19 protein-coding genes and 1 pseudogene are annotated in these 19464 nt (G+C 60.1%); 13 read left to right on the top strand and 7 right to left on the bottom strand.

The annotated features are described in order from the left end of the window. The first annotated feature begins 59 nt into the window (after positions 1 to 59). The 9 genes and pseudogenes from KXD86_RS06380 (at position 60) to KXD86_RS06340 (ending at position 5693) form a co-directional block, all read left to right on the top strand. Entirely contained in the window at positions 60 to 695 is a 636-nt protein-coding gene (locus tag KXD86_RS06380) for a DUF1326 domain-containing protein (protein ID WP_228739332.1), read from the top strand. A 15-nt stretch (positions 696 to 710) separates the two neighbouring features. Beyond that, positions 711 to 1499: a DUF2182 domain-containing protein gene (locus KXD86_RS06375; protein ID WP_218635215.1), complete on the top strand. Its 789-nt coding sequence runs from the start codon at positions 711 to 713 to the stop codon at positions 1497 to 1499. A 272-nt stretch (positions 1500 to 1771) separates the two neighbouring features. After that, positions 1772 to 2338: an elongation factor P-like protein EfpL gene (efpL, locus tag KXD86_RS06370; protein WP_218635214.1), complete on the top strand. Its 567-nt coding sequence runs from the start codon at positions 1772 to 1774 to the stop codon at positions 2336 to 2338. A gap of 226 nt (positions 2339 to 2564) precedes the next feature. Further along, positions 2565 to 2848, top strand: a pseudogene (locus KXD86_RS06365) (DUF4242 domain-containing protein). A 21-nt stretch (positions 2849 to 2869) separates the two neighbouring features. Further along, positions 2870 to 3235 carry a thiol-disulfide oxidoreductase DCC family protein gene (locus KXD86_RS06360; RefSeq protein WP_218635212.1) on the top strand — a complete coding sequence of 122 codons (366 nt, stop codon included), beginning with the start codon at positions 2870 to 2872 and terminating at the stop codon, positions 3233 to 3235. A gap of 95 nt (positions 3236 to 3330) precedes the next feature. After that, positions 3331 to 3921, top strand: coding sequence for a DUF502 domain-containing protein (locus tag KXD86_RS06355; protein WP_218635211.1), 591 nt, complete (start codon positions 3331 to 3333; stop codon positions 3919 to 3921). A 131-nt stretch (positions 3922 to 4052) separates the two neighbouring features. After that, entirely contained in the window at positions 4053 to 4544 is a 492-nt protein-coding gene (locus KXD86_RS06350; protein WP_218635210.1) for an acyl-CoA thioesterase, read from the top strand. Between the two features lie 97 nt (positions 4545 to 4641). Further along, the gene (locus KXD86_RS06345) at positions 4642 to 4884 is read left to right on the top strand and encodes a PA2433 domain-containing protein (RefSeq protein ID WP_218635209.1); all 243 of its coding nucleotides are present in this window, start codon (positions 4642 to 4644) and stop codon (positions 4882 to 4884) included. A 32-nt stretch (positions 4885 to 4916) separates the two neighbouring features. Continuing rightward, positions 4917 to 5693 carry a hypothetical protein gene (locus tag KXD86_RS06340; protein ID WP_218635208.1) on the top strand — a complete coding sequence of 259 codons (777 nt, stop codon included), beginning with the start codon at positions 4917 to 4919 and terminating at the stop codon, positions 5691 to 5693. On the opposite strand, the gene KXD86_RS06335 is transcribed toward KXD86_RS06340, so the two are convergent. Further along, on the bottom strand, positions 5674 to 6126 hold the full coding sequence (locus KXD86_RS06335; RefSeq protein WP_218635207.1) for an Lrp/AsnC ligand binding domain-containing protein: 453 nt from the start codon (positions 6124 to 6126) through the stop codon (positions 5674 to 5676). The genes KXD86_RS06340 and KXD86_RS06335 overlap by 20 nt on opposite strands. Before the next feature lie 157 nt (positions 6127 to 6283). Between KXD86_RS06335 and KXD86_RS06330 the strand changes: the two genes are divergently transcribed. Then, positions 6284 to 9796 carry an NAD-glutamate dehydrogenase gene (locus KXD86_RS06330; protein WP_218635206.1) on the top strand — a complete coding sequence of 1171 codons (3513 nt, stop codon included), beginning with the start codon at positions 6284 to 6286 and terminating at the stop codon, positions 9794 to 9796. Between the two features lie 170 nt (positions 9797 to 9966). Next, positions 9967 to 13596: a bifunctional proline dehydrogenase/L-glutamate gamma-semialdehyde dehydrogenase PutA gene (gene putA, locus KXD86_RS06325; protein ID WP_218635205.1), complete on the top strand. Its 3630-nt coding sequence runs from the start codon at positions 9967 to 9969 to the stop codon at positions 13594 to 13596. Between the two features lie 14 nt (positions 13597 to 13610). Here the strand turns inward: putA and KXD86_RS06320 are convergent, their stop codons facing one another. From KXD86_RS06320 to KXD86_RS06305, 4 genes are all read right to left on the bottom strand, one after another. Further along, positions 13611 to 14552 (bottom strand): 5-oxoprolinase subunit C family protein, encoded by a 942-nt coding sequence (locus KXD86_RS06320; protein WP_218635204.1) that lies wholly within the window; start codon positions 14550 to 14552, stop codon positions 13611 to 13613. Continuing rightward, positions 14542 to 15234: a 5-oxoprolinase subunit PxpB gene (gene pxpB, locus KXD86_RS06315; RefSeq protein WP_218635203.1), complete on the bottom strand. Its 693-nt coding sequence runs from the start codon at positions 15232 to 15234 to the stop codon at positions 14542 to 14544. The genes KXD86_RS06320 and pxpB overlap by 11 nt, the downstream gene beginning before the upstream one ends. Positions 15235 to 15324: 90 nt before the next feature. Further along, a complete protein-coding gene (locus tag KXD86_RS06310; protein ID WP_218635202.1) occupies positions 15325 to 15909 on the bottom strand; it encodes an HD domain-containing protein in 585 nt (194 codons plus the stop codon). 13 nt (positions 15910 to 15922) lie between these two features. Continuing rightward, positions 15923 to 16693 (bottom strand): class II aldolase/adducin family protein, encoded by a 771-nt coding sequence (locus KXD86_RS06305; RefSeq protein WP_218635201.1) that lies wholly within the window; start codon positions 16691 to 16693, stop codon positions 15923 to 15925. Positions 16694 to 16816: 123 nt separating this feature from the next. Between KXD86_RS06305 and KXD86_RS06300 the strand changes: the two genes are divergently transcribed. Both KXD86_RS06300 and KXD86_RS06295 read left to right on the top strand, forming a co-directional pair. Beyond that, the gene (locus tag KXD86_RS06300; protein ID WP_218635200.1) at positions 16817 to 17512 is read left to right on the top strand and encodes a Crp/Fnr family transcriptional regulator; all 696 of its coding nucleotides are present in this window, start codon (positions 16817 to 16819) and stop codon (positions 17510 to 17512) included. A 38-nt stretch (positions 17513 to 17550) separates the two neighbouring features. After that, the gene (locus tag KXD86_RS06295) at positions 17551 to 18183 is read left to right on the top strand and encodes a LysE family translocator (protein WP_218635199.1); all 633 of its coding nucleotides are present in this window, start codon (positions 17551 to 17553) and stop codon (positions 18181 to 18183) included. An 11-nt stretch (positions 18184 to 18194) separates the two neighbouring features. Here the strand turns inward: KXD86_RS06295 and KXD86_RS06290 are convergent, their stop codons facing one another. Together KXD86_RS06290 and KXD86_RS06285 are read right to left on the bottom strand one after the other, a co-directional pair. Next, positions 18195 to 18866 (bottom strand): lytic transglycosylase domain-containing protein, encoded by a 672-nt coding sequence (locus KXD86_RS06290; protein WP_228739484.1) that lies wholly within the window; start codon positions 18864 to 18866, stop codon positions 18195 to 18197. A 150-nt stretch (positions 18867 to 19016) separates the two neighbouring features. Continuing rightward, positions 19017 to 19463, bottom strand: coding sequence for a YHS domain-containing (seleno)protein (locus KXD86_RS06285; protein WP_218635197.1), 447 nt, complete (start codon positions 19461 to 19463; stop codon positions 19017 to 19019). Position 19464: the final 1 nt, after the last annotated feature.

Below are 19464 nucleotides of genomic sequence, written 5' to 3'. Positions count from 1 at the left end.
CGCCAGCGTGGCTTATCCTTTTAATGTGAGGCTGCGTTACCAACGAGGGAGTAACGGAGATGGACAAAGTCGATTGGCGTATAAAAGGGTTGGAGTTTGTAAACTGTAATTGTGATCTGGGATGCCCATGCCAGTTTATGGGGCGGCCTTCCCACGGCGACTGCGAAGCCTTTGCTGCGGTAAAAATCCAGGATGGATACTTTGGTGATACTCGTCTGGACGACCTGACCTTTGCCATGACGCTCAAGTGGCCGGGTGCCATTCACGAGGGCAATGGTTCGGCCCAGGCATTTGTCGACGAGAAGGCCAGCCCGGAGCAACGCGAGGCGCTGATGGCGATCCTGTCGGGCGAAACGTCCGAGCCGGGTGCCACGTTCTTCAACGTGTTTGCCAGCACGATGACGAAGATGCACGACCCGATTTTCTGCCCGATTGAGATGGAGTGCGACGTTGAGGCCCGTAAGGCCTCGATTCGGGTGGCGGACCTGGTCGAGTCTACCGGCACCCCCATTCTCAGTCCCATTGACGGCTCCGAGCACCGGGCGCGCATCGATTTGCCGCACGGGTTCGAGTATTCCGTCGCGGAAGTGGGAACGGGGCGCACCAGTGCTCACGCCGGCATTCCAATGGAACTGAATGCCAGCCACAGTCACCTGTCGCACCTGGATATTGGTCCTACCGGCGTTTATCGGTAGGCGGCGGGGCGCAGGGTGGCTAACCGAAGCGGTGCGCTTTCCGGTCTGATGTCGCGGGGATCGCTGGTCACTCTGGTGGGGTTGCTGGCAATCGCCGGCTTGAGCTGGCTGTATGTTGTCGGACTGGCGGCCGACATGGCCGCGATGTCCCCGGGCATGATGACGTTCAAGGCCTGGACGCCCGCCTATTTTGCCCTGATGCTGGTGATGTGGGGCGTGATGATGGTGGCGATGATGATGCCAAGCGCCGCCCCGATGATCCTGTTGTATCGCCAGGTGGCCCGGAAGAACCACCTGGCCGGAGCAATGCTGGGGACCGCATTGTTCACCAGCGGTTACCTGTTGATCTGGCTGCTGTTCAGCCTGACGGCCACGGCCCTTCAATGGCTGCTGGAGCAATGGGCGCTGCTCAGTCCACAGATGCGCAGTCAAAACCAGGTGTTCAGTGGTGCTGTGCTGATCGCCGCCGGGATCTATCAATTCTCCTCCCTGAAACAGGCCTGCCTGCGGCGCTGCCGCGGCCCGCTGGTTTTTATTACCCGGTACTGGCGGTCAGGCCTGCGTGGAGCCTTTGAGATGGGCCTTCGCCACGGAGCCTATTGCGTGGGCTGTTGCGCGGCGCTGATGGTGTTGCTCTTTGTCGGCGGCATTATGGATCTGGTTGTCATCGCCGCGATCGCCGGTGTGGTGTTGCTTGAGAAGTTGATGCCCGGTGGCGAATGGCTGGCGAGGGTGGTTGGCGCCCTCGCCATAGGTCTGGGCGTGGTGCTGATCCTTGGCGGGCCGGTTAGCGGTTTCCATTGAGAAAATCGAATACTCCGTGAAGTCTTCCCGACCATGGCCTGGTTTTCCTCGTAGGCGGTCTGCTCCAGCACGTGCAGGTCCTTGTACATCAGTTCAAGCGGGAACTGAGCCTCGTAGTTGCCTTCCCGGATCAACTCAGCTTTGCCCTGCCGAAACGGCGCCCTGTAATCCGACGGAAACAACATGAATTGAGCATTGGACTATCGCTTGTCTTTCGTCATCGTGGTATATCAACAGCCTCCAGTCTCTCATTATTTTTTTGGATCAGAGCAATGCCAAGAGCAAGTGAAATTAAGAAAAATTCTGCCGTGGAATACGACGGACGGGTGTATTTCGTGAAGGACATCGAGCGTTCCGTACCGCAGGGGCGGGCCGGAGGCAGCCTGTATCGCATGCGGATGTATGATGTTGTCACCGGCAACAAAATTGACGAGACGTTCAAGGATTCGGACATGTTGAATCTCGCCGATCTCGTTCGCCGGCCGGCGACCTTCTCCTACTCGGATGGGGATGAGTATGTCTTCATGGACAGCGAGGACTTCACCCAATACAGCCTCAACAAGGACGCCATTGCCGACGAACTGCTGTTCATCAGCGAGGACACGCAGGGCCTGATGGTCGTGCTGGTCAGTGATGCGCCGGTATCCCTTGCCTTGCCACCCACGGTGGAGCTGGAGATTACCGAGACTGACCCCTCCATCAAGGGTGGCTCTGCGACGGCCCGTACCAAACCCGCCACGCTTTCCACAGGGCTGGTGGTGCAGGTGCCCGAGCACATTTCCACCGGTGACCGTATCAAGGTGAACGTGGACGAGCGTAAGTTCCTGAGCCGCGCCTGACCCTGAACATGGCCCCCCGCGGTGGTTTTGGGGGGCCTATTCCCGCCCTGGTTTCCCCGTTACTTCCTTCGATTATAGCGCCCGACCTATGGTGCATTAATGATCTAAAACCCAAGCGTTTCTGAGTGGTTACACGGCGTTTCGGGGGCTAATCTGTTAAGAGGCGGCGAAGAAATCGTTGGTCTTGCGACCCCGACAGACGGGGCGTGAGCGGGAGGGACGAAACATGCCAAAATACATGGTTGAGAGGGAGTTGCCGGGTGCCGGCAAACTATCCACTGGCGAACTGCAGGAGATTTCCCGGAAATCCTGCTCTGTGCTGGAAGAACTGGGTCCAAAGATCCAATGGCTGAACAGCTTTGTCACTGAGGACAAGGTGTATTGCCTTTACATCGCACCGATGAGGCGATGGTCAGGCGGCACGCGGAAATGGGCGGGTTTCCCGTGACGGCCGTCTCCGAGGTCCGGACCACGATGGATCCGACCACCGCCGAGCCAGTGGCCAGTTAACGATCAACACTCGGGAGGATCATGACGTCGCCAGATGGCAAGCTAATCGTGTTCTACGACGGTTCCTGTCCTGCCTGCATCAAGGACAGGCGCTGGTACGAAAAGCTCGCGGGTCGCACCGGCGAGTCGGTCGAATGGCTGGACATTACCGGCCGTGATGATCAGTTACGCCAGGAAGGCATCGACCCGGATTCGGCACTGAGGGAATTGCACGTCAAGGATGCTCAGGGCCGGATCCACCGGGAGATGGACGCGTACATCCTGTTGATGTCACGGGTGCCGGTCCTCAAACCGCTGGCGTGGTTGATCGGTCTTCCCCTGATCCGGCCGTTTCTGGCCCGGCTTTATCATTCCTGGGTGAGTCGGCGGTTGGATGGCCCGGCTTGATCTATAGTCAATCCAATGGCACGGGCAGGATCTCAACGATGGGATGACGTCGCCGGATGTGTCAGTCAGGACGATAGACCAGGGAGCGGGCGACCATGAACTTCATCAAAACCACAATCATTGGCGGCATCGTATTCCTGCTGCCGGTCGTCGTTATACTCGTGGTGCTGGCCAAAGCCCATGAGATCATGTTGAAAGTCGCCGAGCCTCTGGGCCGATTGCTGCCGATCGATTACGTGGGCGGTGTTGCCGTTGCGAACCTGCTGGCACTGGTTTCGGTGTTGCTGGTCAGCTTTGTTGCCGGGTTTGTTGCCAAGGGCTCTCGGGCCAAGCGCTTCTATCGCCAGGTCGATAATGGGTTGCTGGCCATCCCCGGCTACTCCTTTGTGAAGAGCTTTGCCGAAAACCTGAAAATGGATGAAGCGGAGTCCCGGAGCCTGCAACCGGTGATGGTGCATTTTGACGACTATGCCCAGATCGGCTTTGAAGTGGAGAGGCTCTCGGACGGGCCCGTTGTCATTTACCTGCCCGGTGCGCCCGACCCGTGGTCCGGTTCAGTGATTTACGTCTCGGCCAGTCGGGTTCATACCCTGGAATTCACCGTACCGCAGGCGGTCGGCCATATCCGGCGGCTTGGCCGGGGCGCCGAAGATCTGCGTGACGCCCTGGAAATGAAGCAGCCATAGCGTGTTCTCTGTGACTGATAGCCTAACCAAATTGAGTCCGGACCCAATTCGGTGAATGTGGGCAAAGCCCGGTGTTCCCGGCTTTCATGAGGTAAGGTACTCGAAACCCCTGAGGAGAAGGAACCGAACCGATGTCTGAAAAGCCTGCGAAACCCGTGTCTGCGTCCGTTATTGAGAAGCATGTCTACAAGGTGTTCCCGAACGACATGAACGCCCACAACACGGTCTTTGGCGGCATGATCATGGCCAAATGCGACCGGCTTGCCCTGGTGGTTGCCGAGCGCCACTCCGCGCACGTCTGCGTTACCGCGGCGGTGGACTCCATCCATTTCCGGGCACCCGCAAAGGGCAATGATACGCTCTTGTTCAACCTGTCACTGAACCGCAGTTGGGGCTCGTCCATGGAAATTGGCGCACGGGTTGAGGCAGAGAACAGTTACACCGGAGACACCCGGCACATCCTGTCGGCGTTCTTCACCTTCGTGGCACTGGATGAGAACGACCAGCCGGTGGATGTGCCCCAGGTCATTCCGGAATCGGACGAGCAGAGGCGCCGTTTCGAGAACGCCGAGATTCGCCGGGAAGGGCGCCTGAAGACCCGGGAAAAGCTGTCCAGCCGTTGACCGGTCCGGGCCTGGCCCTAACAGAAGTATGATGGTTTTCGCCTGACCGGATCGGTACTACACTGACATAAGGCTTGTTCAACATGGAGGAGCCATCATGCGATATCTAGCCGCTGCGTTACTGTCCCTTTTCCTGGTCGCCCCGGTGATTGCGGGCCAGTGCCCAGCCTTGATGAAGCAGATTGACAGCCAGCTTGTTTCTTCCCAGGTGGGAAGCGATGTCAAGCAAGAGGTAAAGGAGCTGCGCGCCAAGGGCGAAGCGTTGCACAATCAAGGCAAACATGGTGAATCGGTCAAGGTACTGAATGAAGCCCTGAACAAACTGAATACCAGTTACTGATCGGGGTGTTGTCGAAACAATCGGGACGTCGTTTGGACCAGTTAAAACCTGTATCGAAAGGTGCCCAGCACTACATTCTTCTGGTTATTCCCCGCCTGCTGCGGGAGATTGAGGAGCTGGGCTTACCTCATATCATCCGGACCTCCGGCTTTTCCGAGCGGGAGGTTACCAGCCTCTACTTCGAATTTGTCTCCATCAAACGCGTGCTTCCCGCAGAGCCGAAGCGCATAGCGCCGGAGATCTGGCAACACCTGACCTACTGTGTCCAGGTGATGAGCGCCATGGTGAATGCGGCGTCGGTGGAGCAGCTTGCTGAAGCCCGGGAGCAGGCCATCCAGAAGTTCCTTCCCCACGCCCGGCAGGCGGTCGAGAGCGAGTATCGGGAGCAGTGCAGCGAGGGGACGGTCGATTTCAGGCTGGCGGGCATTCTGAAACAGGACACCTCGCCCGAACAGTCCCGGGACCTGTGTATGGAGGCCATTCGCCTGGAGCGGGAGCAGCGCCTCGAGTCCATCAAGGGGTTGTCGGTGGCCGCGTTGGGTGAACATTCCCGCCAGATTGTTGAGGCCGCCATGGCTTTCGTTCAGCGGGCTGCCAGCGATCCGCCCGAGGATTTTGGACTGCTGGACCTGGTGATCCGCTTGCTGGACCTGCTCCGGCTGGTGCTGGCGCTTGAGCACGATGAGGCCTCCAAGGCCAATATCCCCCAGGATTTTTCCGTGGACAACATCGTCCTGGGTATTGGTAATGCCCTGTACCGCAACGAGCTAGGCCTGCAGTATTCCTCGGTTAAAGTCCCGCATCCTTGACGTTCTCCATGACCACAAACGTGCTGGTTTGCAACACGTGGGGCAGGGCGGAGATCTGCTCTCCCAGAACCTGACGGTACTCCGCCATATCGCGGGTTCTCACTTTCAGCAGGTAGTCGAAATTACCCGCAATCATGTGGCATTGCTCAACCGCCGAAATCTGTTTGACCGAGGTATTGAAGGCGGCCAGGGCGCCGCTGCTGGTGTCGTCCAGGGTGACCTGGGCGAAGGCAATGTGAGACAGCCCGAGCTTGGTCTGGTTGACGAGGGCGGTGTAGCCGGTGATGTAGCCTTGTTCCTCAAGTCGCCGCATTCGGACCTGACAGGGGGTTTTCGACAGGCCGACCCTTGAGGCAAGTTCGGTCACGGTTATCCGGGCGTTCTTCTGAAGCTCGCGGATGATGGAGTGATCGATTCTATCCAGTTCGACCATATTTTGAGTTCCTGGCTGAATTAGCGGCTAAATCAGTGAGTGAATATAATAAAAATACCTGTTTTTTGAAACTATATGGGCAAAGTGACTTCCGGCTCTTGGCTATACTGGGGTTTCTGGTAAACCACCCTCAGCTGCTATCTCCCGGAGTTTTCCGATGTCCGATCCCCGTTCATTACAACAACAAACCTTGCTGGAACAACTTTCTGAGGCGCTGCAGACTCAGAGCCAGGCCCCGGATGATTCGACGGACCTGAAGGAGCTCGTTGCCCGAATGATGGAGGAATCCCGCTCCTGGGACGACGATTTGCATGCCCGGCTCGTTTCGGCGTACGGCGACGTCGCTGGCGGTCGGCAGGCGCAGATATTCAGTGGCGGTTTTCCGGCAGCCTACCGCGCTCGTTTCCCGGTATCGGAAGCCATTGGCGACATCGGCGAGATCCAGTCGATTGCGGTGGCGACCGATGTGCCCATGCGATTTTACGAACGCGAGGAATCGGGCCGACTGACACTGAACTTCAAGCTGTACAGCCAGGGCAACCCGGTTGTGCTCTCAGACGTGATTCCCATCCTCGAGAATCTGGGTATGCGGGTGCTTGGGGAGCATCCTTACCGCATCCAGCGCCGCGACGGAGAGCAGTTCGGCATCAGCGATTTTACCGTGGAGTGCCACCCGCGCTGCAGCAATGCCGACCTGGACCGGGTGAAGCCGCTGCTGCAGGAAGCCTTCCGGGAAATCTGGAACGGCTTTGCCGAGAATGACGATTTCAACCAGTTGGTGATGGCCGCAGGCCTGGGGTGGCGCGAGGTGGCTCTGCTTCGGGCCTACTCACGCTACATCAAACAGCTTCGGTTTGGTTTCAGCCAGCCCTTTATCGCCGAGACCCTCGCCCGCCATCTGGATATCACCACCCTGCTGGTACGGTTCTTCAATGCCCGGTTTGAGCCGGGTGACGCCTCGCCCGAGGAGCGGGACTCCGCTGCCGCCGGTATTGAGAGCGAGATCCTCAGCGCCCTGGAAGGGGTGGCAAGCCTGGACGACGACCGGATCCTCCGGCGTTTCTACGTGCTGATCCGGGCAACCCTGCGGACCAACTTTTTCCAGCGTCAGGCAGGCGACCAGTTCAAGAGCTACCTCTCGTTCAAGCTGGATCCGTCCTCCATTCCCGACATTCCCAAGCCTCGCCCGAAGTTTGAAATTTTCGTGTACTCGCCCCGGGTGGAGGGGGTGCACCTTCGGGCAGGCCCGGTGGCGCGCGGCGGTTTGCGCTGGTCCGACCGGGTTGAGGACTACCGCACTGAGATCCTCGGTCTGGTCAAGGCTCAGCAGGTCAAGAACTCGGTGATCGTGCCGGTGGGCGCGAAAGGGGGGTTCATCGTCAAGCAGCCCCCGAAGGACGGCTCCCGGGAGGCGCTCCGGGAAGAGGGCATTGCCTGCTACCAGATCTTCATCTGCGGACTCCTGGACCTGACGGACAACCTTGACGCCGGGGTGGTGGTTCCGCCGGTGGACGTGGTTCGCCACGATGACGACGACACCTACCTGGTGGTTGCGGCGGACAAAGGCACCGCGACCTTCTCGGATATCGCCAACCGACTGGCCGAGGACTATGGTTTCTGGCTGGGCGATGCGTTTGCCTCCGGTGGCAGCGAAGGCTATGACCACAAAAAGATGGGCATCACGGCACGGGGCGCCTGGGAGTCGGTCAAGCGTCATTTCCTGGAGCGGGGGCTGGATACCCAGTCCGAGGGGTTCACCGTCGTCGGTATCGGTGACATGGCGGGCGACGTGTTTGGCAACGGTATGCTGCTGTCGGAACAGATCCGGCTCGTGGGTGCGTTTAACCACCAGCACATATTCATTGATCCGACGCCGGACGCTGCCACCTCCTACGCCGAGCGCAAGCGGCTGTTCGATTTGCCGGGGTCAAGCTGGGCCGATTACAACGCCGACCTGATCAGTGAGGGTGGCGGTGTTTTTCCCCGTTCCATGAAGTCCATCCCGATTTCGCCCGCCATGCGAGAGGCGCTCGGCATTGAGGCCGCGCGACTGGCGCCGAGTGAACTGATCAGCGCGCTGTTGAAGGCCCCCGTCGACATGCTCTGGAACGGCGGCATTGGCACCTACGTGAAGGCCCGGCACGAATCGAACGAACAGGTGGGCGACAAATCCAACGATGCGGTCCGGATCAGTGCCGACCAGTTACGTTGCAAGGTACTGGGTGAGGGCGGCAACCTGGGTGTCACCCAGCTTGGGCGCGTGGCTTTTGCCCGGATCGGCGGTTCCGCGAACAGCGACTTTATCGACAACGCCGGTGGGGTCGACTGCTCCGACCACGAAGTGAACATCAAGATTCTGCTGAATGAGCTGGTGCATCAGGAGCGCCTGACGCTGGCCGAGCGGAATCGGTTGCTCCGGGCAATGACCCCGGAGGTGGCGGACCTTGTTCTGGCCAATAACTACCGTCAGGCCATGGCCCTGAGCCTCGCCCAGAGTGGTCTGGTGGCGCCCATGGACGAGATTGAACGCCTGATGCGTCGGCTGGAGAGCGAGGGCAAACTCGACCGGGCGCTGGAGTTTCTGCCGGACGATGACGAGCTTCTGGCACGTCGCGAACGCGGTACCGGGCTGACCCGGCCTGAACTCTCCGTTCTGGTGTCCTACGCCAAGATCGAATTGAAACAGGCGCTGGCCCGGGAAGCGATCGTTCATGACCCCCGCTACGCCGAGGCCCTGCACTCGGCGTTTCCGGCGTCGCTCCTGGACGCTTTCCCCGCCGCCATTGCTGCCCATCCGTTGCGTGCGGAGATCGCCGCCACGCAGATCGCCAATGACATGGTCAATCGCATGGGCATCACCTGGGTGGACCGGGTGCGCAACGCCACCGGTGCTTCCATCGGGCGCATTGCCTCAGCCTACCTGATCTCCCTCCGGATCCATGACGTAGACGCTCAATGGAAGGCAATAGAAAGACTCGACGGGCAGGTCAGTGCCCGGGTGCAAGCGGAGCTGTTCGGTGATGTGATCCGGCTGGTGACTCGAAGCTCAAGCTGGCTGCTGCACAATTACCGGACGGACCTCGATCCCGAAAGTTGCGAGGATCGCTACAAGGGTCCACTTTGTGAAGTGGTGGCGTCGACCCGGACCTTGGCGTCGGTGATTCCGGCAAGTCGCTGGCAGGAGCGCTATGATGAATATTGTGGGGGTAAGGTTCCCGAGTCACTGGCGGCCTGGTGCGCCTCCGCGGAAAGCCGCTACTGGCTGATGGATATGATCGAGATCTCCCATCGGCTGGGCCAGAAACTCGAATCCGTGGCCTGGGTCTATTTTCGTCTGGGCGAGAGCCTCAATCTGACCTGGTTGGACCGGCAGATGCGGGCCTTCCGGGCGATCGGACACTGGCAGGTGCTGGCAACCATTCATTACCGGGACGAGCTGGACCAACAGCTCCGGAACCTGACCTCAAGTGTGCTCTCTGCCGGTTCGGAACATGGGGAGGGCGAAGCGTCCCCGGAACAACTTCTGGAAACGTGGCGCCATGACAAACAGCCCTTGCTGAGCCGCTGGAAACAGATGCTCAGCGACATGCAGTCCGGCAATGAAGTGGATTGCGCGGTGTTCTCGGTGGCTCACGGAGTGCTCAGAGAGCTGGCGGCGGATGCTGCGTAGCAGGATTGTCGAAGTCATTTCGACCAAAAATAAATTCATGAAGAGAAAATAATGAAAATTTCATGAATTAAAAAAGGTCCAACGGCACGTGGATTGCTTTTTTATAGGCAAATAGTCTGTGTTGATCTCGGTAGAATGCCGGGGAGACAAATAACGAAGAGGGTTCAACTATGAGACCGCAGCAGTCAGAGATTCCCGCTCTTGTCGACAGCCGGCAGGCCATCCGTGATTATTATCTTGCCGATGAGCACAAAGTCGTTCATGAGATGATTGCTGGTGCTCAGTTGTCCCAGGCCGAGCGGGAAGCGATTTCCGCCCGCGCAGCGGACCTGGTTCGCAGTGTTCGCAAGAACGCCAAGCCGACCATCATGGAAAAGTTCCTGGCGGAATACGGTCTCACCACGAAGGAAGGCGTGGCGCTGATGTGTCTGGCGGAGGCGCTCCTGCGAGTGCCCGACAGCATGACCATCAACGACCTGATCGAAGACAAGGTCACGTCCGGTGCCTGGGGCACCCACATCGGCAAGGCGTCCTCCCAACTGATCAACACCGCCACCATTGCGCTGCTGATGACCAGCAACCTGCTCAAGGAATCCGATCGCAACAGTGTCGGCGATACCCTGCGTAAACTGCTCAAGCGCTTCGGTGAACCGGTCATCCGGACCGTTGCCGGTCAGGCAATGAAGGAGATGGGGCGTCAGTTCGTGCTCGGCCGCGACATCGACGAAGCCCAGGACGAAGCCAAGGATTACATGGCCAAGGGTTATACCTACTCCTACGATATGCTCGGCGAAGCGGCTCGCACCGATGGCGACGCCAAGCGCTATTATGACTCCTATTCCAACGCCATCGACAGCATTGCCAAGGCGTGCAAGGGGGATGTCCGCAAGAACCCGGGCATCTCAGTGAAGCTTTCCGCCCTGCTGGCCCGGTACGAGTACGGCAACAAAGAGCGGGTGATGAACGAGTTGCTCCCCCGTGCCCGCACGCTGGTCAGGAAGGCGGCAGCGGCCAACATGGGCTTCAACATCGACGCCGAAGAGCAGGACCGCCTGGACCTGTCACTGGATGTGATTGAAGAACTGGTCGCCGATCCCGAGCTGGCCGGCTGGGATGGCTTTGGCGTGGTCGTGCAGGCTTACGGCAAGCGCTCATCCTTCGTTCTGGACTGGCTCTATGGTCTGGCCAAGAAGCACGATCGCCAGTTCATGGTCCGTCTGGTCAAGGGCGCCTATTGGGACGCGGAAATCAAACGCGCCCAGGTGATGGGCCTGAACGGTTTCCCGGTCTTTACCCGCAAGGCATGCAGCGATGTGTCCTTCGTATCCTGCGCGACCAAGCTGATCAACATGACGGACCGGATCTACCCGCAGTTCGCCACCCACAATGCCCACTCGGTCTCCACCATCCTGGAACTTGCGAAGTCCAAGGGCGTGGATAACTACGAGTTTCAGCGACTGCATGGCATGGGCGAATCCCTGCATAACGAGGTCCTGAAGGCCAGTGGCGTGCCCTGTCGCATCTATGCGCCGGTCGGGCCGCACAAGGACCTGCTCGCGTACCTGGTACGTCGCCTGCTGGAGAATGGTGCCAACAGTTCGTTCGTGAACCAGATTGTCGACAAGCGCATCACGCCGGAGGAAATTGCCAAGGATCCGATCGATTCGGTCAAGGAAATGGGCGACAACATCTCCAGCAAAGCCATCGTACATCCGTTCAAGCTGTTCGGTGAGCAACGTCGCAACTCCAAGGGCTGGGACATCACGGATCCGGTCACCGTGGCGGACATCGACGCAGGCCGAAACGCCTATCGCGACCATCGCTGGAAGGGCGGTCCGCTCATCGCGGGTGACGTTACCGGAACGGAAGTTCAGGTGGTGCGTAACCCGGCCGATCCGGACGATCTCGTGGGTCATGTGACCCAGGCGTCGGATTCGGACGTGGACACCGCCATTGCCGCGGCCCAGGAGGGCTTCAAGAGCTGGTCCGCCACGTCAACCGAAGAGCGCGCCGCCTGTGTGCGCAAAGTTGGCGATCTCTACGAGGAACATGCCTACGAGCTGTTCGCCCTGACCACCCGCGAGGCTGGGAAATCCCTGCTGGATGCCATCGCCGAGATCCGCGAGGCGGTGGACTTTGCCCAGTATTACGCCAATGAAAGCCTGAGGTACAAGGACGCCGGCGATGCCCGGGGCGTGATGTGTTGCATCTCACCCTGGAACTTCCCGCTGGCCATCTTTACCGGCCAGATTCTGGCCAACCTGGCGGCCGGTAACACCGTTGTGGCGAAGCCGGCGGAACAGACCTCCCTGCTGGCCATTCGCGCCGTGGAACTGATGTACGAGGCCGGCATACCGAAAGACGCGATCCAGTTACTGCCGGGTACCGGCGCGACGGTGGGCGCAGCCCTGACCTCCGACTCGCGGGTGACCGGTGTTTGCTTCACCGGCTCCACGGCAACCGCCCAGCGCATCAATAAGGTCATGACCGAGAACATGGCACCGGATGCGCCGCTGGTGGCGGAAACGGGTGGCCTGAACGCCATGATTGTCGATTCCACCGCCCTGCCCGAGCAGGTGGTCCGGGACGTCCTGGCGTCGTCCTTCCAGAGTGCCGGCCAGCGCTGCTCGGCACTTCGCATGCTCTACGTGCAGAAGGACATTGCCGACAACCTGTTGGAGATGCTCTACGGTGCCATGGAAGAGCTGGGTATTGGCGACCCGTGGCTGCTGTCGACCGATGTCGGCCCGGTGATCGATGAAACCGCACGCAAGAAGATTGTCGATCACTGCGACACCTTTGAGCGCAACGGCAAGCTGCTGAAGAAACTTCCGATTCCTGACAAGGGCCTGTTTGTGTCGCCCGCGGTTCTGAAGGTGTCGGGCATCGAGGAGATGGAAGAAGAGATCTTTGGTCCGGTGTTGCACGTGGCGACCTTCGAGGCCAAGGACATCGACAAGGTGGTGGATAAAATCAACGCCAAGGGTTATGGCTTGACGTTCGGCATTCACAGCCGGGTTGACCGCCGGGTTGAGCGCATCGCCAGCCGGATCAAGGTCGGTAACACCTACGTGAACCGCAACCAGATTGGCGCCATTGTCGGTTCCCAGCCGTTCGGGGGCGAAGGGCTCTCCGGAACCGGACCGAAGGCCGGCGGCCCGCAATACGTTCGCCGCTTCATGAAAGGCGACACCGTGGAGGTCCCGGCTCCGTCCGGCGGCAAGAAGGTGGATGCCAAGAAGCTACAGAGCCTGATCGGCAAAGTGGATTCCCTGACGTCGCCCAAGCCGGACCAGCGGCTGTCCGCCCTGACGCCGATCTTCGGTAATGTGCCGGCGCCGCTGGATGCCCACGCCGAGGAACTGCCGGGGCCGACCGGTGAGCTGAACCGGCTGACCAACCACGCCCGTGGCGTTGTCTTGTGTCTTGGCCCGGATCGCACCACGGCCCTTGAGCAGGCCGGTACGGCCCTGTCCCAGGGCAACAAGGTGGTGGTGATCGCTCCGGGCGTGGAAGGGAAAGTCGGCGAAGCGGCCAAGGCCGGACTGCCAATCGTCGGTATCGACGGTCACCTGGCGCCCGAGGCCCTGGCGACGGTCAATGGCTTTGAGGCCGTGGTCAGCTGTGCCGAGCAGGCCCTGTTGCGGGAATACCGCCAGGCGCTCGCCAAGCGGGACGGTGCCCTGCTGCCGCTGATCACCGAGCACAAGCTGGATCAGCGCTTCGTGATCGAACGCCACCTGTGCGTCGACACCACGGCGGCGGGCGGCAACGCGAGCCTCATCGCAGCCTCCGAGTAACGGTCAGCCCGGCATCATTTCCCGATGCCGGGTGGCCCTTTTCGAAGCCGCTGGTTGAAGATCAGCCGGCGTGCTTCGGCATCCGCGACATCGATCGGGTAAAAGCTGACCAATGCGCCGGGCCCCCGCTGTGCCAACTGACCGGCGCCGAGCGCACTCAGTGATCCGATTTTGGGATAGCCTCCGATCGTCTGGCGATCCTTCATCAAGACAATGGGCTGACCATCGGCCGGAATCTGGATGGCGCCGTAGGCGATGCCCTCTGAAACGATGCCGTCCAGGTCGCACCGGATAGCCTCCCCTGTGAGCCGGTATCCCATCCGGTCGATGTTCTGGCTGACTTCATACTCCCCTGAGAAAAACCGGGCTCGCGCCGACTGAGAAAAGTGCTGGTACTGATAACCTGGCACCACGCCCAGGCGCAGAGGCTTGTCGTAATCGGGAATGTCGCTGTAGGGCACGCTGGTGTCCGTAATTGGTGTCGGCTTGCCGATCGGAATCCGGTCCCCTTTGGCCAGTTTGGCTCCGGCCCCATCCAGGGCACCGAGTCCCTCACGGCTCACGGTGGCGCGGCTGCCAAGTTTGGAGGGGGTCTGTATGCCACCACTCACGGCCAGGTAAGCCCTCAGCCCGGTGAGAGGGGCGCTGAAATCAATCCTGTCCCCCCGGGCGATGCTGTAGGTTCGCCAAGGCCGCACGGGCCGTTTGTTGATGTGTGCCCCCAGGTCCGCACCGGTCAGGGCAATCCACGTGTCGCTATGGGCCTGGAGGCTCAGCCCGCCGAAGGTGATTTCCAGTTGGGCGGCATCCAGGGGATTCCCAAGCAAGCGGTTGGCCCAGAGAAACGCGTGCTCGTCCATGGGCCCCCCGGTGGTGACGCCCATATGCTGATAGCCGTATCGACCCAGGTCCTGAATCAGGGTCAGGATGCCCGGATGCAGGATTTCAAGCATCATCGAACTGCCCTCCCAGTTCGATGAACTCTTCTCGATCAATGGCACGGAATTTTACCCGGTCACCAACCTGAACCAACGCCAGCGATTCGCTCTCCCAGTCGATCATTTTACTGGGCGTGCGCCCGACAATCTGCCAGCCGCCCGGTGTGGCGCTGGGATAGATGGCAGTCTGGGAGCCGGCAATGCCAACGCTGCCGCTGGGCACCCTGAGTCGGGGAGAGGATTTCCGGGGAATGGCAATGCGTGGGTCGGTGGTGCCGAGGTACGCGAATCCGGGGCTGAAGCCGATGGCATAGACCCGGTAGGTCTGCTCGCTGTGGGTTCGAATGACGTCGTCCCGGCTCAGGCCGGAAAACTCGCAGACGTCCTCAAGGTCGAGGGCGACTTCCTGACCATAGTAGACCGGCAGTTCCAGGACCTGGGAGGTCGTCTCCACCGCCGTGTCGCCCGCCTCCTGCTCCAGTGCGCGACGAAGCCGGGAACTGATGCCAAAACGGTCAGTGCGTTCGAGGTCATAGCAGACCAGCACGGAGGTGTAGGAGGGCACCAGGTCGGTAACCACGTCCGCCATGGTTCGGCGAATGGTGGCCGTTGCCTGCCGGACCAGGTTCGCTGTCTCATCACTGATCTGATCGCCAAAATAGACGATGCAGGTGCTTTCGTTGACGGGCTCGATTCTCATGACGACGTGACGGCCTGGCTCAGATAGTGGATCAGCGTAAGGTAACCCGCTGATTATCAGCTACCTGATCAGGCCGTCAAGTCGGCACTGTCAGACGGCGTCCATGTACAGGGATCGGACCGGCTTCGCGAAGACCTTCCGGATCATGGGTTCGAAGTAGGACAGCGGCAGGGTTTCGCCTTCCGGATCAAACGCAGGCGAATCGTACTTGCTGACGAATTCGATGGTGCGCATGAAATGCGGCTGGTCCTTGTAGTTGTTCCGCATATCGCGGTCCATTCCGAGGTAGTGGAAGAAGTAATAACCCTGGAAGATGGCGTGGTGCTTTATCATCCAGTGATTGGCTTCGCTGACGAACGGCTCCAGGAGCACGGCGGCCACATCGGCGTGGTTGTAGGAGCCGAGCGTGTCGCCAATATCGTGCAGGAGCGCGCAGACCACGTACTCGTCGTCCTTGCCGTCACGGTGGGCCAGCGTTGCGGTCTGCAGGCAATGGGTCAGCCGGTCCACCGGAAAGCCACCGAAGTCACCTTCCAGCAGCATCAGGTGGTCCATGATCCGGTCCGGCAAACCTTTGGCGAAGTCGCCAAAGGAGCGGGCAATGGTCTGCCAGTCTTCCTTGGTGCCGTCTTTCATATGGGTAAAGCTGGCTTTGGGCGCAGTCATATCAGTCATGTTTCAGGGTCCTTCAGTCGCGGAATCCGGGGTCTACCCGGTCCAGTTTCCGGAGCAGTCCGGGCCAGGCCAGTTTGCCGCCCATACCACGGGTAACCTGTTCCGCCTGCTGGCGGATGGTGTCCACAATGCCGCCCGGAATGGGGGTCATTTCCCGATTGCCGGACAGGGCCTGGATCTGCACTTCGCAGGCACGCTGGAGGATGTACATACCGAGGAACGCATCGGCGATGCTGCCGCCGGTGGTGAGCAGGCCGTGGTTGCGCAGGATCATGAAGTTGTTGCTGCCAAGATCCTTCTGAAGCCTCGCTTTCTCGTCCTCGCGCAGGGCGACGCCCTCGTAGTCGTGGTAGGCCAGGTTGGAGAGGGGGAACAGGCTCTGCTGGGACAGTGGCAGCAAACCGTCCTTCTGCGCCGATACTGCAACGCCGGCGGTGGTGTGGGTGTGCATCACGCAGGCTGCATCCTCGCGCACGGCATGGATGGCACTGTGAATCGTGAAGCCCGCCGGGTTGATGTCGAAATCGTCGGGGTTGATCTTGTTGCCCTCCTGATCGATGCGCACCAGGCTCGAGGCCGTGATTTCCTCGAACATCATGCCGTAGGGGTTGATCAGGAAGTGGTGGTCATCCCCCGGGATGCGGGCAGAGATGTGGGTGAAAATCAGATCGTCCCAGCCGTAGAGCGCAATCAGCCGGTAGGCAGCGGCCAGGTCGACGCGGAGTTGCCACTCCTCGGCGCTGACTTCGTCCCTTTTGGACGGTATTGCTATACGTTCAGACATCGTCATTCTCGCTCATGTTGTTGGGTTGTTGTTCGGGAGTTCTGACTTCAGTGTAGGCAGTTGAGCGAGCACAAGACTGTCAAATCATTTACATTTGAGGTTTGTTGTTTCAGGTACTCGGGTATGTCTGATCTGAAAACGGTGCTGCGGGCCTGCCCGCTGCTGGCGGGGCTGCCCGATCGGGGGTTTGCCGAAGCGGAATCCCTGGCGCGGTGGCGCCATTTCCGGGCGGGGGAGCCGATCTACGACAAGGGCTCCATGCAGTCGTCCCTGTGCGTGATTGCGGACGGCACCGTGCGGATCAGTTCGGTCAATTCGGAGGGCCGTGAGGCCACGCTGATTATCTTCGGACCGGCCGCCTGGTTTGGTGACACGGTCTTTTCGCCAGGCACTCCCAGGGTCTACGGCGCCACCGCCCACGACGACACAACCGTTGTGGAGCTGCCCGGTGAGGGCTTCCGCCAATTGCTGGCGCGCTACCCCGAGGCCTATCCGGTGGCCCTGGACCTGGTCAGCCGACGGTTGTGGTCGGCGATGTCGATTATCGCCGATGACGCCTTACGTGGTATTGCAGCACGCATAGGCCGTCGGCTACTGTTTCTGGCGCAGATCCAGGGACACGGCGAAACCCAGGCCCGACCGGTCTCCTTTCGGCTAACCCGGGAACACATTGCCAACATGATGGGGATGACCCGGCAGGGCGTGCACCGGGTGATCAAGGATTTCGAAAGGGAAGGCTTACTGAAGCTGGGGTATGGTCGGATTACGGTGACGGATCCCGAGGCGCTGCAACGCTATATCACAAACCTGCCGGACTGATTCCGGCACTTCACCACTTAACTTGCGAGTACTGTGTTGTGCTGTCACTGAACTGGTCATTACTGTCGGTCTTCATCCCCACCTTTTTCGTGGTGTCCATTACCCCCGGTATGTGCATGACGCTGGCACTTTCCATGGGGATCACCATTGGTGTGCGCCGGGCGCTCTGGATGATGGCGGGCGAGCTGGTAGGCGTTGCCGTCGTGGCGTCGGCCGCGGCCATTGGTGTGGCGACATTCATGCTGAAGTATCCGACGGCGTTTGCGGTCTTCAAGTACGCGGGCGGGGCTTATCTGGTGTGGCTCGGTGTTCAGATGTGGCGGTCCCGGGGCAAGATGGCCATGCCGGAAACGGAAGACACGGAAACCGTGCAGGCCTCCCGCAGTCAGCTGGCCATGCAGGGCTTTGTCACTGCGATAGCAAACCCCAAGGGCTGGGCGTTTTTCGTCGCCCTGTTGCCTCCGTTTATCGACAGTCAGTTGCCGATGGGGCCCCAGCTGACGGCGCTGATCCTGATCATACTGTCCCTGGAATTTCTGTGCCTTCAACTCTACGCCCATGGCGGGCGTGGGCTGCGCAAGCTGCTGCGGCAGGGGGGTGGTGTGCGCACAGTTAACCGCGTAGCTGGAAGCCTGATGATGCTGGTTGGGGTCTGGCTGGCAGTCGGGTAAAAACTCGACAACTAGTTCGCCGCGTAGCGCTCGTGGAGGATGCCGACCCGATGCACGTAGGCCTTGGTTTCGGCGTAGGGCGGCACGCCGCTGTATCGGGACACGGCTCCCGGACCAGCGTTGTAGGCGGCGGTCGCCAGCTGGATATCGCCGTTGAAGCGCTTCAGCATTTTCGCCAGGTAATTTACCCCGCCACGGATATTTTCAGCGGCGATCAGTGCATTCTCGACCCCAAGCTCCCTCGCCGTACCCGGCATCAGTTGCATCAGTCCCTGAGCCCCCACCGGTGACAGCGCTTTCTCATTGAACGCCGACTCAGCGTGGATAACCGCGCGCACCAGGGCCGGGTCGACACCGAATTCCAGGGCAGCGGTCTTGATCTCGTTGCGATAGGGCTGGGTAAACAGCGGCGTTTTGCGCCAGTCGACATTGGAGTCCGGATCGCAGGCGTAGCAGTGGAAGCGGATGACCTCGAACTCTGCCGCGGCCGGCCGGATGCTGCTGTAGGCCACCACGCCGTTGTCGTCCCGGTAGCGGTACACCGTGTCGTTGCCGCTGGAAGCGCGGGGCTGGGAGGCACCGACATTGGTGAACTCAACGGTGCCATCCGGATGCACGATGCGTTTGACGCCCTCAGCCTGGGCCGGCGATGTCGCGAACATCACGGCCGCAAATGCGAGCATGAGGCGGGAGAGGGCAGCGTTTGTCTGGCCTGATCTCATTCGGTGTCCGTGCGGTTCCGGTCCATGTCCAGAGATCGGTCTTCAATCCCTGCTGCACCGATTATACGGCTTTACCCGGGCTATGGAACCGCACGAATTGTCTGAAAATGGTTACTTTTCGAGTACTGCGGGCCAATTCTCATTGGCGAGCCGGATGAAGTTCTCGGTGTCTTTGAGCCAGCGGTTCTGGATGTCCTGGTTGTAGTTCAGGTAAAGCCTGCCCTCATGCACCGTCCAATGCTTCGGATCGCCCTTGGCAAGGTAGCCCTGGCTCACCGCCCAGGCGCAGTAGCCACCATAGGCCGGGACGTACTCATCGGGGTTGGCGTCGAATCTGGCCTTGTTGCCGGCATTGGCAAACCGCCAGGTCACGCCGAGATACTCCGAGGTGTGACTGGACGAGCCTTTGACCGGCTCACCCGGATCAAAATAGCTCACCACGTCATAGCCGCCGGCGCCAGTGTCGGAGAGCAGGCCGGTATAGACCGGGTCCTCCGCGGCGGCCACAAAGGCTGGAATCATGGACAGCAACAGCGACAGGGCAATGGCTCGAAACATG

Origin of the sequence: Marinobacter arenosus (assembly GCF_019264345.1) — a bacterium.
GTDB lineage: Bacteria > Pseudomonadota > Gammaproteobacteria > Pseudomonadales > Oleiphilaceae > Marinobacter > Marinobacter arenosus.
This window is presented reverse-complemented; position numbering and strand designations above follow the sequence as displayed.